We start from the raw sequence: 13,927 nt of genomic DNA, 5'->3' as shown, positions 1-13,927 counted from the left end.
TATATTGATGTGAATTATGGGCTATTTATGGATAAAGACTGTGAAAAGTTCCGTTTTATCTGTAGCGCCATATAAAGTAATGGGTATGAGTTCAACCCCGTATTACATCACCACTGCTATTGCTTACCCGAATGGTGACCCTCATATTGGTCACGCATACGAACATATTGCTACTGACGCCATGGCGCGTTTTAAACGTCTTGACGGTTATGACGTCCGTTTTTTGACTGGTACTGATGAGCACGGTCAGAAGATGCAGACTACTGCAGCTAAGCTTGGCATGAGCGCTAAAGAGCTTGCTGATCAGAACGCTATTCGTTTCCGTGCGATGGACGATATGATGGGCGTTTCGTATGACCGGTATATTCGTACTACTGACGCAGATCATTATGAGGCTTCACAGGCTATTTGGAAGCGTATGGAAGCAAATGGCGATATTTATCTTGATAAATATGCTGGCTGGTATTCTGTGCGTGATGAAGCCTATTATGCGGAGGACGAGACGGAGCTTCGTGATGGTCAGCGTTATGCGAAGACGACTGGCACTGAGGTGGAGTGGACGGAAGAAGAGTCGTATTTCTTCCGCTTGTCTAAGTATCAGGATCGTTTGCTTGAACTATATGAGAATGAAGGTTTTATTTATCCTGAGACTCGTCGTAATGAGTTAGCAAGCTTTATTCGTGGGGGATTGAACGATCTTTCTATTTCTCGCACAACTTTTGATTGGGGTGTTCCTGTCCCCGGTAACGATCGACATGTGATGTACGTGTGGGTTGACGCTCTCACTAACTATTTGACGGGTGTGGGTTTCCCCGATGTTGATAGTGAGATGTTCACAAAGTATTGGCCTGCTAACGTTCACATGATTGGTAAGGACATTTCTCGTTTCCACGCTATTTATTGGCCTGCTTTCTTGTGGTCTGCTGGTATTGAGCTACCACAGCGTGTCTTTGCGCACGGGTTCTTGCTCGTTGATGGTGAGAAAATGTCGAAGTCTGTTGGTAACGTGGTTGGTCCAGCTGATTTGGTGAAGACGTTTGGTCTTGACCCGTTCCGTTTCTTCTTGTTGCGTGAGGTGTCTTTCGGTCAGGACGGCTCGTATTCTCCTGAGGCTATTAAGAACCGTATTAACGCTGATTTGGCGAATGATTTAGGAAACTTGGCGCAGCGTTCTTTGTCGATGATTGCAAAGAATTGTGGCGGTTGTGTTCCTGAATTTGGTGAGTTCTCGGATACTGACCAGAAGATGATTGATGATGCTGCTGCTTTATATGAGAGTGTGCGTGCTGATTTTGAGGAGCAGGCTTTCCACCGTGCGTTGGAGAGTATCTGGAAAGTTGTTGCTGATTGTAACCGTTATTTCACTGCTGAAGAGCCGTGGAAGTTGAAGAAGACTGACCCGCAACGCATGAACACTGTTTTGTATGTGACTGCTGAGACGTTGCGTCGTGTGGCGTTGTTGGTTCAGCCGGTGATGCCAGAGTCGATGTCTAAAATGCTTGACCTTTTGGGTGTTGCCGAGTCGGAGCGTACTTTTAGTTTCTTTGATCAGGTGCTGGTTGCTGGTGCTCAGTTGCCGAAGCCTTCTCCTGTGTTCCCTCGTTATGAGGATGATAAAGAGTAAAGTGCTGGCGATAGAAAGCTCGTAGAAAGTATGGTGTCTCTCATGTTCTAGAACATGAGAGACACCATACTTATAATGTGGTTTTTAGGCGCTAAACCATTTGAGTTCGGTGACTACAGCCTGAATTTGTCGGGCTAATGCGAGATAGCCCCAGCCGTTGAGGTGAATACCGTCGGTGGCGTAGAGGGAGCGGGGGAGTCTGCCTTGTTGGTAGTCGTCTGCGTCTTCTTTGCTGTTCCACACCCCAGAACCGTTCAAATCGCCATAGCGTAGCCATGGTTGTTGGGTGACTTCTCGTAGGTATTCTTGGGGGTTGATGAATGCGTTACCGTAGGTTTGACGTCCCCACTCGTTGTATGCGCGAACTGCTTTGGCACGCCCTGAGTCGGGGCCGTCTCCATCTACCGCGAAATGCCCGAGAATGATGGTGCGTTCTGGTGCCATATCAACAGCGATTTGGGTGTGCTCTTTGATGCGGTCGAGTTCGGTGATGTTGTTGCGTCCTATTTGCACAAGGTGGTGCGATGAATAAGAAATCATCTGCTGATAGGAGGAAAATACTGAGGCTTTAGCTACTGTTGCTGGTGCGTAGCGTGGTTCTCCGGCGATGGTGCGTGTGAACGTATATGATCCGGGTGCGCCTTTGATGGCTTGTAATGTGCCGGGGATGTCTTGAACATAGCCGGGGTAGTAGGAGGCGTCATTCCATTCTATGGCGGTAGATTCTGTTTGTTGTACGGTGACAGAACCTTCTGCGGGGATGAGGTCTTCAGGGAATTTGAGTGTCATGGTGAACCGTGGTGCACCTCGACGCGCCAGAATGTTGGTGGAGGTTTCGGAGCCTTGACCAAAGTTGAGGACGGGTACTTGAAGGTATCGTGTGAGTAGGGTGCTCAGGCGTACGTCGTAACCGGCAACAACACCTTCTGTGGCTCGTGCCCCCTCAATAGAGGAGCTACCCCATAACGCTAAGGAGGGGCCTGCAATAGCCGGATAGATGAACTTCTCAGGGAAGTTGTGTGCCGTAGGTGCAGCTTGTGCGGGTGCAACGCTGCGGGCTGTGAGAACAGTTGCCCCAGCGACAGCACCGCCTAGCGCGCCCATACGGAACAAACCTCGACGAGAGGACGAAAAATCTGGTGTATTGTGCATAGGTATTGCCTAAAGCACCCTTTCTATGGGTGTGAGTAGTATGTTTCGGAATGAGTTTGTCACTATACTAAGATAGTAAAAATTTTTGAGAGTGAGTGAGCGTGTCCCAAAACCCTAAGACTTCACAACGAAGCCTTATTATCTTGTCTACTATTGTACTGACGGTTTTAACTGGTTGTACACCGCCACCACAAAATTTTGAAGAACTGAAATATACTCCAGCTCAAGAAGAACACCTGAACGAACTTAAAGAGTGGATTTTCCCTCCTCACGAAGCAGAACAGGCACGCCGTAAATTTACGGCACGATGCGTGCAAGCACGTGGCGGAGTGTACGAAGAACCAGCACGAGAATACCAGCTTAAAATATCTTTTGCTGGGGGACTGACCGCACAAGAAATTAGTGAACGTGGCTACCGTCCAAGCTCACAAGAATTAGCGCAAGCACACTATGATACGGCTGGTAAAGCGGCGTTCTTTGGGGACGCTCAAAATGGTACGGTTAGCACCGATTTTATGGATTATCACAGTGGGGATATTCCTCGTGACGGGTGTATGGCGCAAAGCTACCAGTATATTTATGGCACTGTTCAAGATGGCATGAATGTTGCCTTATTAGCACCTACTTTTGCGCAGACTATTCGTGATGATGTCCATCAGGATAAGGACTATCAAAAACTGGTGGAACAGTGGTCTGCCTGCATGGAAAAAGCTGGGTATGCTGATTTGCGTACGGTAGAGACGGCAGAAGATGTAGCGTCTTCTAGTACTGAGCAGCAACAAAAAGATATTGCGCAAGCTGACGCCCGATGCCGTACCGATATTAGTTATGATCAGAAAACTCATGATATTGAGAACGGGTATTATGAGGCGGTGTATCAGCGTCTTAAGCAGGTGTCTTCTCAGATTAAAAAGATTCACCAGCGAGCGTTAGAGAATGTTGCTCATGACCGTGAGAATCCTCAGAATTCTTCTCCGATTGAACAGCCTTCTCCAACACCAAGTAGCAGCATGACAGATACTACGGCACAGCCTGATACTGCCTCAGCGGGCGCTTCTGCTACTGCACACGGTTAGCGGCTCTTGTGAGGGCGTGTAACCTCACGACATGCAACGCAATATCTCACCGATAGAGATAAGAGAACCCATAAACCTGATAAAAACCCCTAGACTTGAGACTATGCAGTACATATCGACGCGAGATACCACCCGAACTCCTGCCCGTTTTACCGATATTCTTCTTAGCGGGCTAGCACCTGATGGTGGGCTTTACCTACCCACCGAATACCCACAGCTTGATGACGCCACTTTGACCCGTTGGCGTACAGTCCTTAACACTGAGGGGTATGCGGCACTTGCTGCTGAGGTGCTCCTACTGTTTGTGGACGATATTCCTGCCAAGGATCTTCGTGCTATCACAGCCCGCGCCTACACGTATCCTAAGTTTTCTGATGAGCAGATTGTTCCTGTCTCTACGTTAGAAGACGGTATTTTCTTGGGGCATTTGTCTCAGGGGCCAACGGCGGCGTTTAAAGATATGGCAATGCAACTTTTGGGTGAGCTTTTTGAATATGAGCTTGCACGCCGTGGCGAACGCATGAGCATTGTGGGTGCAACCTCGGGGGATACGGGTTCTTCTGCCGAGTATGCGATGCGTGGTCGTGAGAACATTAACGTTTTTATGCTGACTCCTGCTGGACGTATGACAGAGTTTCAGCAGGCTCAAATGTTTGGTCTTGATGAGCCGAACATTTTTAATATTGCGCTCGATGGTGTTTTTGATGATTGTCAGGATATTGTCAAAGCAACTTCTGCTGATGCCCCGTTCAAAGAGAAGTACCGTATTGGTGCGGTCAATTCGATTAACTGGGCTCGTCTTCTGGCTCAGATTGTGTACTACGTTTCGTGTTGGATTCGCCTTACCGACCAGAACACTGAGCGTGTTTCGTTTTGCGTACCAACCGGTAATTTTGGTGATATTTGTGCCGGTCATATTGCCCGTCAGATGGGGCTACCTATTGACCGCCTTATCGTTGCAACCAACGAGAATGACGTATTAGACGAGTTTTTCCGTACGGGGCAGTACCGTGTGCGTTCTTCGGCTGATACGTATAAGACCTCTAGCCCGTCGATGGATATTTCTCGGGCATCGAACTTTGAGCGTTTTATCTTTGACGTGTTGGGCCGTGACGCGGCAAGGGTTGGGGAGTTATTTGGTACGGCTGTTGCTTCTGGCGGGTTCTGCCTTGCTGATGATGAGGCGTTCTCTGAGGTGAGTGGCCGTTATGGTTTCCTTTCTGGGAAGTCTACTCATGAGGATCGTATTGCGGTGATTCGTGATTGTTATGAACGCTACGGTGTGCTGCTTGACCCGCATACGGCAGACGGTGTGAAGGTTGCTCGCGGGCTTCGTGAGCAGGTGTCTACTCCGATTGTGTGCCTTGAGACGGCGTTGCCGGTGAAATTTGCTGAGACGATTTATGAGGCGACTGGTACGGAGCCGGAGGTTCCTGAACGTTTTGCTTCTATTCTTGAGGCTGAGCGTCGCGTGAAGGATATGCCGTGTAGCGTTCAGGCAGTGCAGGAGTATATTGTGCAGTGTCTTGGTACTGATTTTTAGGGTGTAGTTTTTTACTTCGTGTGGGTGCGCCGGTTCGTGCTGTTTCATATTATGAAACGTTGGGTGGGTATTCTGCCATGCTACGAACCGGCGTACTACTTTAAGTAGTATGACTGAACAACGCACCCTCAACCTTGCGATTATTCCGGGCGACGGTATCGGCCCAGAAATTGTGGCACAAGCAGAACGCGTCCTTGACGCTGTTGCTACACGAGACGGTTTTGCCCTCACCAAAACTACGTATTCTTTAGGTGCAGAGCATTGGCTCGCCACCGGCGAAACTCTCACTGATGAGACGTTGACGCAACTAGGTGGGCATGATGCGATTCTTTTTGGTGCGGTAGGTGCCGACCCTCGTTCTGCTCAGGTGCCTTCTGGGCTGATTGAACGTGAGATTCTCCTAAAGTTACGGTTTTCGTTTGACCATTTTATTAATCTGCGCCCTTCACGACTATTTGCGGGTGTGAGCTCTCCTTTAGCTGACCCTGGTGACATTGATTTTGTGGTGGTACGTGAAGGCACTGAAGGCCCGTATGTGGGTAATGGTGGTGTGATTCGTTCTGGTACGGATGCTGAGATTGCAACCGAAGTGTCGGTGAACACGGCGTATGGTGTGCAACGGCTAATGCGTTATGCCTTTGAACTGGCGGCACGGCGTGAACGTAAGAAGCTGACGCTGGTGCATAAGAATAATGTGCTGGTGCATGCGGGCGGTTTATACACTCGCACGTTAGAACAGTTGAGTGCCGAATACCCGCAGGTGAGCGTGGATTATTGCCATGTGGATGCGGCAACTATCTTTTTGACAACTGACCCGTCACGTTTTGATGTGATAGTAACCGATAACCTTTTTGGTGATATTTTGACTGATCAGGCTGGTGCTATTACCGGCGGTATTGGGTATGCGGCGTGCGGAAATATCAATGCTTCGGGGCAGTACCCGTCCATGTTTGAGCCGGTGCATGGTTCTGCACCAGATATTGCGGGGCAGAATGTTGCGAACCCTACGGCAACGATTCTTGCTGCTGCCATGTTGTTACGCCATGTTGGGTTAGAGGATTCTGCGGTGCGTATTGAACGGGCAGTGGAGCATGACTTGGCAGAACATGCTGGTCAGAGCCGTAGCACGGATGTGATTGGTGCAGATATTGTGACGGCTTTAGAGAAAATCTAGTGTTGAGTAGGTGCGGTGTGCTTTGATAGAGAGAACACACCGTATGTGAGGCACTTCGCACAGGGTGTCCTCCGCTTGCGAACGTGAAGAACCTACAACCCCACACACGAGCAGGCTAACTGCCGGTGTGGCATGAAGAATAATTTGAGAGAAGAGAAACGACGATGTCTTTAACTTTTAGTGTTGAACCCAACCCCTCCCCAGCTACCGAAGCTGACCGCGAAAAAGTCTTCGCTAACCCTGGTTTTGGTGACTTTTTCTCTGACCACATGGTCAGCATTGACTGGAAAGGCACATACGCTGACGGTGGCGAGTGGTCTAACGCGCGGGTGAGCGCGTACGCACCGTTGAGCCTTGACCCTGCTTCTTGCGTGTTGCATTATGGGCAAGAAATTTTTGAGGGTGTTAAAGCGTACCGTCATGCCGATGGTTCTATTTGGACGTTCCGCCCGCAGGTTAATGCTCAGCGTTTGCAGCGTTCTGCTCGTCGCCTTGCCATGCCAGAACTACCCGAAGAGCTTTTTGTAGAGTCTTTGAAACAGCTGGTGAGCATTGACCGTGAGTGGGTTCCTCGCGGTGAGGGCGAGGCGTTTTATTTGCGCCCGTTTATGATTTCTACCGAGGCGTATTTGGGTGTTCGCCCTGCCCATGAGGTGAAGTATTTGGTGATTGGTTCTCCGGTGGGCAACTATTTTGGTACGGTTGCGCCGGTAGATATTTGGTTGTCTACCCAGTATGCGCGTGCTGGTGTGGGTGGTACGGGTGCCGCTAAGTGTGGCGGTAACTATGCTGCGTCGTTGATTGCTCAGCTTGAGGGTGAACAGCATGGTTGCAAGCAGGTCATTTTTAAAGATCCTCACCGTGATGACGCGATTGAAGAGCTGGGTGGCATGAACGTGTTCTTTGTTTTTGGTGATGAGAATAAGCTGGTAACCCCTGAGCTGACGGGCACCATTCTTGAGGGTGTGACTCGTCAGTCGATTATTCAGTTGGCGAAGGACCGTGGTATGACGGTGGAGGAGCGTAAGTTTACTCTTGATCAGTGGCGTGAGGGTGTTGCTTCTGGTGCTATTTCTGAGATTTTTGCGTGTGGTACTGCTGCGGTGATTTCTCCTGTGGGTGCGTTGAAGTCTGCTGATGGTGTGATTGCTGCCCCTGGTGATGGTGCTGCTGGTGAGGTGACGTTGAGTTTGCGTCAGGAGCTGGTGGGTATTCAGACTGGTGCGGTTGAGGACCGTCATGGTTGGTTAACACGTTTGGTGTAACACCCAAAAATAGTAGTAGCACCCTTCTTATTGGGGAGGGTGTTGTGTGAGGTTTGTGGTGTGTTCTTGTGACTGAAGGGGTGGCAAGGGCACACCACATTTTTATGCGTCATATTGGTGAAAGTATGTGGTGTTTTTGCTGGTGGTGGGCGATAATTATTTCTAGTTCATAATTTTGATAATAAATACATCTATAGCATTGGTTTGTTTGGGCTAGTGCTTGGGAAGAAGTAACTATGAAGTCTGTACTTATGAGTGAGGGGTCCGTGTATATGGACGAAGAGTCAAAGCAAACTAAGGGCGGGAAAAAACTTGAGCCACCATCTTATCTTACTGCTTTATTGTATTCTTCGGTTTCGGGATTTACTGGATTATTATTTTTTGGAATTGTATTTTTTGCCCTTTATGGAAAGTTATTTTGGCATTTTGGTGACGATTTAGTATTCTCGTATAAAAATTCTTATAGGGTTTTTGATGCAAATACCTATTGCAAGTTTTTACTGATTGTTGGTAACCATTTATTATTTATGTACTTTTCTTTTGTTGTACCTTTTGGCTTTCAGTATTTTCTTATTTGCTATAAAACTACGCAAAGCTATATCTTGCGTTTAATTAATTATATTATTCCTTTGTTCTTGCTTTTTATTGCAATCTGTGTATGTTTAGTTATTTGGGCAAATACTAGCGGAATAGAGGAATGGCAGAAACTTGCTCCTGAAATTATTACTGGTGTTGCAAGTCTTACTGCTGCCGTTGGTCTATTCGCATCGGTCGCTGTGAACTATCAGAATCATGAGGAAAACCGCAAAAATGAGTCTAGGATAGAGAATGAAAAACGTGATCATGAGACTATCAAAGCTTTGAATGAGCGCTTACATAATATTCTTAAAAATAGAAATAGTGAAAAAGAGGAAGAACTTGTATCGAGTTATTTTCAGTTAGCTGGACTGTATAAAGATTGGGGGTTATTGGGAAAGGATTCTAATATCATTAAGAAGCAACGAAATACTCAGCAGAAGTATATTCTGAAACTTATATTTGGTACAGTGTCTCAAGAAGATGATTCTCAGTCTCAAGAAGATGATCCTAACAGCGAAAATAATATAGAACGTTCTTTTCGTGAAATTGCAACATTGAACTCGGTGATTGCGGATATTTTCTCTAAAGAAATGATGAAAAATGCTAAGGAATCGGATTTTGTTGAACTGCTTGACCTTCAATATGTAAACTTTTCTAGGTTAAATTTTTCTAAACGAATTTTAAAAAATGGCGATTTTGCTGACGCATATTTCATTAATGCTAATTTTGCTGGTGCTGATTTAACTGGTTCGTCTTTTAAGAATGCGAACCTCTCAGATGTCAATTTTGCTGGTGCTGATTTAACTGGTTCGTCTTTTAAGGATGCGAACCTTTCGGGTGCTATTTTTGATGGTGCTATAATTTGATTATCTTATCTTAAAAACGTCTTAATTTTGGGTAATTTCAAAAATAAGGATGATGAAATTTAAAATGACGGAAAATTATAAAGAATATAAGAATTTTGAAAACGCTAATCTTACTAATGCATCTTTTATTAATGTTGATTTAACTGGCGCAAATTTGACTGGCGCAAATTTGACTGGCGCAAATTTAACTGGCGCAAATTTGACTGGTGCAATCGTAAACAATGCCATTTTCTCTAAAACAAATATAACTAAATCAATTCTCAATGTTGAGGATATAGATAACTCTTTAAGGATAATGGAAGCGTTTTGGTATGGTATTCCTATATATAAAATATTTAAAGATGTCAAAAAGAAAGCTTCTGAGGTAGTCAAAGAACTGAGCGGTATGACTTTACGTGATTTTTTCACACACAAGGAAGGGGTGGGTGAAATAGAACTATCCAGAATGGATTTATCTAACTTGGATTCTAGTGAAAAAGATCTAAGTAATTTAGAGTTCGTTAATCTAAAATTAGAAGAATCTAATTTGAATGGATTTAATTTTTCTGAAGCTAAAATGACATATGCGGAAATGTCTAGTGTAAGCTTATTTGAAGCAAATCTTTCCAGTGCGGTTTTAAATGGTGCAGACTTAACCCTTGCGAAGCTGGAAGGTTCGGATTTATCCAAGTCCAAACTAATCGATGTGAAACTAATCGAAGCGGACCTAACTGGAGCGGACCTAACTGGAGCGGACCTAACTGGAGCGGACCTAACTGATGCAACCCTGATTGGTGCGAAACTAACCGCAGTAATTTTAACTGGTGCAAAGTTAATAAATGTGGACCTAACTAGAGCTGAATTAAAAGATGTGAATGTGGAAAGGGCGGTTCTATCTTCGGTAAACCTTTCTGGGGTTGATTTAACTACCTTAGAGTTGAAGGCTGTAGACTTATCTTCTGCAAATTTAGTTGAAGCACAACTGAATGAAGTAAACCTTCAGGATGCAAACCTGCAGAGAGCAAAACTTCAAAGTGCAGACCTTTGGGGTGCAAAGCTGCAGGACGTAAAACTTCGATGCGCGAACTTGCAGGAGGCGAAACTCCAGCACACAAACTTCCAAAATGCAGATCTTCAGCGCGCAAATCTTCAGCGTGCAGACCTTCAGGGTGCAGACCTTCAGCGTGCAGACCTTCAGCGTGCAGACCTTCAGCGTGCAGACCTTCAGGGTGCAGACCTTCGGGGCGCAGACCTTCAGGACTCAAACCTTCAGGACTCAAACCTTTGGGGAGCAAACCTTCGGCGCGCAAACCTTCAGAACGCAAACCTTCAGAACGTAAACCTTCAGGACGCAAACCCTTGGGGCGCAAACCTTCAGGACGCAGACCTTCGGGGCGCACACCTTCAGCGCGCACACCTTCAGGACGCACACCTTCAGGACGCAAACCTTCAGCGCGCACACCTTCAGGACGCACACCTTCAGAACGCAAACCTTCAGAACGCAAACCTTCAGAACGCAAACCTTCAGAACGCAAACCTTCAGAACGCAAACCTTCAGAACGCAAACCTTCAAGGCGCACACCTTCAGGGAACAAAACTGTATGGAGCAGCGGAATTGCTTACCTCTGAACAGCTTGCGCAAGCTCTGAACATCGAATCTATCGAAATACGAGAATGGGATTGGTTTACTGGCGAATACGGCAAAGAAGACCAAGCTCTCAAAAACCTCATCCAAGAAGCCCTAAAAATTCAAAAAGATATAGAAGAATAATCCCCTCAAAACTCGTAGCACTATGCGCACGCGCCTCAAACGCGGTAGCCTATAAACTATGCGCATTGCTCGATACACCAAAGAAGACCAACTACACTTCGGCGTCGTAGAAGGCGCCGAAGGAGAAGAAACCATCACCGAACTCCTCGGAGACCCGTTCTACCGCGGAATCGAACGTTCTAACACCAGCTACCCGCTTCAAGACGTTCGCCTACTCTCACCCATCATTCCGCGTTCCAAAATTATCGGTGCCGCTCGAAACTGGCACGACCACGCCACCGAACTCGGCAATAACACCCCCACCAGCCCGCAATTTTTCCTCAAGCCCAACACTTCCGTCATTGGCCCTTCAGACCCCATCACCTTGCCAGAATGGTCCGAAGACGTCTCCTATGAAGGGGAGCTCGCCATCATCATTGGGCGTATCGCCAAATCTGTCACCCCAGAACGTGTACGTGACGTCATCTTCGGGTACACCGTCGCTAACGACCTCACCGCACGTGACGTACAACAAACCGACCTGCAATGGGCGCGCGCCAAAGGATTCGACGGCTCCTGCCCACTCGGCCCATGGATTGAAACTGACCTCGACCCAGACGCACTCTCCATCAAAACGTGGATTGACGGAGACCTCAAACAAGACGGCACCACCGCAGACATGATTTTCTCAGCCACCGAACTCGTCTGCGCAGCATCCGAAATGTTCACGCTCCTACCCGGCGACGTCATCCTCAGCGGAACACCCGAAGGAGTTGGCACCTTGCACGAAGGAAACGAAATTGAGATTGAAGTCGAAGGTATCGGCTCACTGATTAACATCGTTCGCCGCTAACACGCACTGTTCGCGGTATATTCACCATCTTGTATCGACTAAGAAAGAACTGTAAAAACACCCCATGACAGATATGACCGTCAAACTCAACAACCCCGCCGAAACCCGCGTACGATTCTGCCCCTCACCAACAGGCACACCCCACGTCGGCATGGTGCGCACCGCATTATTCAACTGGGCGTACGCACGCCACACCGGCGGTAAACTCATCTTCCGTATCGAAGACACCGACGCTGCACGCGACTCCGAAGAATCCTTCAACCAAGTACTCGAATCCTTGCACTGGCTCGGAATCGAATGGGACGAAGGTGTTGGTGTCGGTGGCCCGCACGCACCCTACCGTCAATCAGAACGTGGAGAAATCTACCAAGACGTCATCAAAAAACTTGTAGACGGCGGATACGTTTATGAAGACTTCTCCACTCCAGAAGAAGTAGAAGAACGTCGCCGTGCACGCGGTGAAGACCCAAAACTTGGGTACGACAACTTTGACCGCAACCTCACTGAAGAACAAAAAGAGCAATACCGTGCCGAAGGGCGCCAGCCTGTTCTGCGTTTGCGTATGCCCGATGAAGACATCACCTTCAACGACCTCGTACGTGGCGAAATCACGTTCAAAGCCGGCACCGTACCCGACTATGTGGTGGTTCGCGCCAACGGCAAACCGCTTTACACCCTCGTTAACCCTGTTGATGACGCTCTTATGGGTATCACCCATGTGCTTCGTGGCGAAGACTTGCTTTCTTCCACGCCACGTCAGATTGCGCTTTATCGTGCGCTCGTGCAGGTTGGTGTGGCACAGTTTATCCCTGAATTTGGGCACCTTCCATACGTGATGGGTCAAGGCAATAAGAAACTCTCTAAACGAGACCCAGAATCAAACCTGTTCTTGCTACGCGATAGCGGCTTCATCAAAGAAGGCCTGCTCAACTATCTCGCCCTGCTCGGTTGGTCGCTCTCACACGATGAAGACATTTTCACTATTGATCAGCTCGTAGAACACTTCGACGTTAAAGATGTTCTCGCTAACCCGGCACGTTTTGACGTGAAAAAGGCTGAGTCCATTAACGGTACGCATATTCGCCGCCTGGGCGCAGAAGACTTCTGCCAGCGACTCGTCCCATACCTACACGCTGGGGGAGTGCTACCTGTTGAAACGTTTGCAGAGCTTTCAGCAGAACAGCAGAACATTTTGACCGAAGCTGCGCCACTGGTTCAAGAGCGTATGCAGCTGCTTGGTGAAGCACCCGGTATGCTCGGGTTCTTGTTCATTGCTGATGAGCAGGTCACTATTGCTGAGGACGCTCGTAAACAGCTCAAAGAGTCTGCCCCCACCGTGTTGCAGGCTGCGCTAGATGTGCTCGAACCTCTCGAAGATTTTACCGCGGAGAACATTCAGCAGGTGCTTCGTGAAGCCATTGTTGAGGGCCTTGAGATTAAGCCTCGTTTGGCGTTTGGTCCGTTGCGTACTGCCATTTCGGGTGCGCGTGTTAGCCCACCATTGTTTGAGTCGATGGTGATTCTTGGTAAAGAATCTTCGTTGAATCGTTTGCGTGCTTTGCACACAGACCTCAGCGCATAAAAAGATCGCCACAACTATTGCACAGCACTGAATGTGTGCGGGCAATAGGGGAGTGCCCTCATGCCAATGCTGGTGTGAGGGCGCTTCTATTATGAAGGGGCGTACCCCTTCAACACTAAAATGTGACGCATATCTATGTTCTTTAATTTGCGTGAGTAGAAAAACTCGTATAGAGTTATTACTCGTTGCGAAGATGAGTTCATCTGAGTAGCACATAATGGGATATGGTGTAATTGGCAACACTACGGTTTCTGGTACCGTCATTCTAGGTTCGAGTCCTGGTATCCCAGCGATATTTTCTCTCCTTTGTGGAAGAAAATATTTTCGGCCCCATCGTATAGCGGCCTAGTACTCCGCCCTCTCACGGCGGCAACACCGGTTCAAATCCGGTTGGGGTCACAGGCTAAAACCCTCCAATGTTCTCATTGGAGGGTTTTTCTATATCCTAAAAACAGCACTCTTCAAAACACCTATCATTCTGTGA

At 47.7% G+C, this 13,927-nt stretch carries 12 protein-coding genes, 2 tRNA genes and 2 pseudogenes; 13 read left to right on the top strand and 3 right to left on the bottom strand.

Annotation, left to right across the window (positions count from 1 at the left end):
• The first annotated feature begins 85 nt into the window (after positions 1-85).
• Positions 86-1,624 carry a methionine--tRNA ligase gene (gene metG / locus ACN08Z_RS07280; protein ID WP_419103877.1) on the top strand — a complete coding sequence of 513 codons (1,539 nt, stop codon included), beginning with the start codon at positions 86-88 and terminating at the stop codon, positions 1,622-1,624.
• 84 nt (positions 1,625-1,708) lie between these two features.
• On the opposite strand, the gene ACN08Z_RS07275 is transcribed toward metG, so the two are convergent.
• Positions 1,709-2,776, bottom strand: coding sequence for a hypothetical protein (locus ACN08Z_RS07275; RefSeq protein ID WP_419103876.1), 1,068 nt, complete (start codon positions 2,774-2,776; stop codon positions 1,709-1,711).
• A gap of 101 nt (positions 2,777-2,877) precedes the next feature.
• Here ACN08Z_RS07275 and ACN08Z_RS07270 point away from each other — a divergent pair, with 101 nt between their 5' ends.
• The 6 genes and pseudogenes from ACN08Z_RS07270 to ACN08Z_RS07245 all read left to right on the top strand — a co-directional run.
• Positions 2,878-3,852 carry a hypothetical protein gene (locus tag ACN08Z_RS07270; protein WP_419103875.1) on the top strand — a complete coding sequence of 325 codons (975 nt, stop codon included), beginning with the start codon at positions 2,878-2,880 and terminating at the stop codon, positions 3,850-3,852.
• Between the two features lie 103 nt (positions 3,853-3,955).
• Entirely contained in the window at positions 3,956-5,395 is a 1,440-nt protein-coding gene (gene thrC / locus ACN08Z_RS07265) for a threonine synthase (RefSeq protein ID WP_419103874.1), read from the top strand.
• A gap of 109 nt (positions 5,396-5,504) precedes the next feature.
• Positions 5,505-6,569 (top strand): 3-isopropylmalate dehydrogenase, encoded by a 1,065-nt coding sequence (locus tag ACN08Z_RS07260; RefSeq protein WP_419103873.1) that lies wholly within the window; start codon positions 5,505-5,507, stop codon positions 6,567-6,569.
• Between the two features lie 164 nt (positions 6,570-6,733).
• Positions 6,734-7,834 (top strand): branched-chain amino acid aminotransferase, encoded by a 1,101-nt coding sequence (locus tag ACN08Z_RS07255; protein ID WP_419103872.1) that lies wholly within the window; start codon positions 6,734-6,736, stop codon positions 7,832-7,834.
• A 272-nt stretch (positions 7,835-8,106) separates the two neighbouring features.
• Complete coding sequence (locus tag ACN08Z_RS07250; RefSeq protein WP_419103871.1) at positions 8,107-9,279, top strand: pentapeptide repeat-containing protein; 1,173 nt, start codon at positions 8,107-8,109, stop codon at positions 9,277-9,279.
• 49 nt (positions 9,280-9,328) lie between these two features.
• A pseudogene (locus ACN08Z_RS07245) lies at positions 9,329-9,433 on the top strand (pentapeptide repeat-containing protein); the annotation flags it as partial.
• On the opposite strand, the gene ACN08Z_RS07240 reads toward ACN08Z_RS07245, so the two are convergent.
• Positions 9,408-9,476: a hypothetical protein gene (locus tag ACN08Z_RS07240; RefSeq protein ID WP_419103900.1), complete on the bottom strand. Its 69-nt coding sequence runs from the start codon at positions 9,474-9,476 to the stop codon at positions 9,408-9,410. The pseudogene ACN08Z_RS07245 and the gene ACN08Z_RS07240 overlap by 26 nt on opposite strands.
• On the opposite strand from ACN08Z_RS07240, the pseudogene ACN08Z_RS07235 reads away from it, so the two are divergent.
• Positions 9,449-10,297: pseudogene (locus ACN08Z_RS07235) on the top strand (pentapeptide repeat-containing protein); the annotation flags it as partial. The gene ACN08Z_RS07240 and the pseudogene ACN08Z_RS07235 sit on opposite strands and share 28 nt — an antisense overlap.
• On the opposite strand, the gene ACN08Z_RS07230 reads toward ACN08Z_RS07235, so the two are convergent.
• The gene (locus ACN08Z_RS07230; RefSeq protein ID WP_419103899.1) at positions 10,226-10,456 is read right to left on the bottom strand and encodes a hypothetical protein; all 231 of its coding nucleotides are present in this window, start codon (positions 10,454-10,456) and stop codon (positions 10,226-10,228) included. The pseudogene ACN08Z_RS07235 and the gene ACN08Z_RS07230 overlap by 72 nt on opposite strands.
• On the opposite strand from ACN08Z_RS07230, the gene ACN08Z_RS07225 reads away from it, so the two are divergent.
• The 5 genes from ACN08Z_RS07225 (at position 10,346) to ACN08Z_RS07205 (ending at position 13,842) form a co-directional block, all read left to right on the top strand.
• Positions 10,346-11,029: a pentapeptide repeat-containing protein gene (locus ACN08Z_RS07225; RefSeq protein ID WP_419103898.1), complete on the top strand. Its 684-nt coding sequence runs from the start codon at positions 10,346-10,348 to the stop codon at positions 11,027-11,029. The two genes, ACN08Z_RS07230 and ACN08Z_RS07225, sit on opposite strands and share 111 nt — an antisense overlap.
• Before the next feature lie 58 nt (positions 11,030-11,087).
• Entirely contained in the window at positions 11,088-11,861 is a 774-nt protein-coding gene (locus tag ACN08Z_RS07220) for a fumarylacetoacetate hydrolase family protein (RefSeq protein WP_419103870.1), read from the top strand.
• Between the two features lie 64 nt (positions 11,862-11,925).
• Positions 11,926-13,443, top strand: a complete 1,518-nt coding sequence (gene gltX / locus ACN08Z_RS07215) for a glutamate--tRNA ligase (RefSeq protein ID WP_419103869.1) — start codon at positions 11,926-11,928, stop codon at positions 13,441-13,443.
• 218 nt (positions 13,444-13,661) lie between these two features.
• Positions 13,662-13,733: transfer RNA gene (locus tag ACN08Z_RS07210), tRNA-Gln, on the top strand.
• A 36-nt stretch (positions 13,734-13,769) separates the two neighbouring features.
• Positions 13,770-13,842, top strand: a tRNA-Glu gene (locus tag ACN08Z_RS07205).
• The last annotated feature ends 85 nt before the right edge of the window (positions 13,843-13,927 follow it).

The organism is Rothia sp. P7181 (genome assembly GCF_048513015.1).
Lineage (GTDB): Bacteria > Actinomycetota > Actinomycetes > Actinomycetales > Micrococcaceae > Rothia.
The sequence above is the reverse complement of the archived record's forward strand: the minus strand, read 5'-3'. Positions and strand labels throughout refer to the sequence as shown.

Excerpts from the sequence above, each read along its gene's own strand:
- ACN08Z_RS07220 (WP_419103870.1), top strand. The coding sequence starts at position 11,088 with ATGCGCATTGCTCGATACACCAAAGAAGACCAACTACACTTCGGCGTC.
- ACN08Z_RS07275 (WP_419103876.1), bottom strand. The coding sequence starts at position 2,776 with ATGCACAATACACCAGATTTTTCGTCCTCTCGTCGAGGTTTGTTCCGT.
- ACN08Z_RS07250 (WP_419103871.1), top strand. The coding sequence starts at position 8,107 with ATGGACGAAGAGTCAAAGCAAACTAAGGGCGGGAAAAAACTTGAGCCA.
- gltX (WP_419103869.1), top strand. The coding sequence starts at position 11,926 with ATGACAGATATGACCGTCAAACTCAACAACCCCGCCGAAACCCGCGTA.
- metG (WP_419103877.1), top strand. The coding sequence starts at position 86 with ATGAGTTCAACCCCGTATTACATCACCACTGCTATTGCTTACCCGAAT.
- ACN08Z_RS07260 (WP_419103873.1), top strand. The coding sequence starts at position 5,505 with ATGACTGAACAACGCACCCTCAACCTTGCGATTATTCCGGGCGACGGT.
- ACN08Z_RS07255 (WP_419103872.1), top strand. The coding sequence starts at position 6,734 with ATGTCTTTAACTTTTAGTGTTGAACCCAACCCCTCCCCAGCTACCGAA.
- thrC (WP_419103874.1), top strand. The coding sequence starts at position 3,956 with ATGCAGTACATATCGACGCGAGATACCACCCGAACTCCTGCCCGTTTT.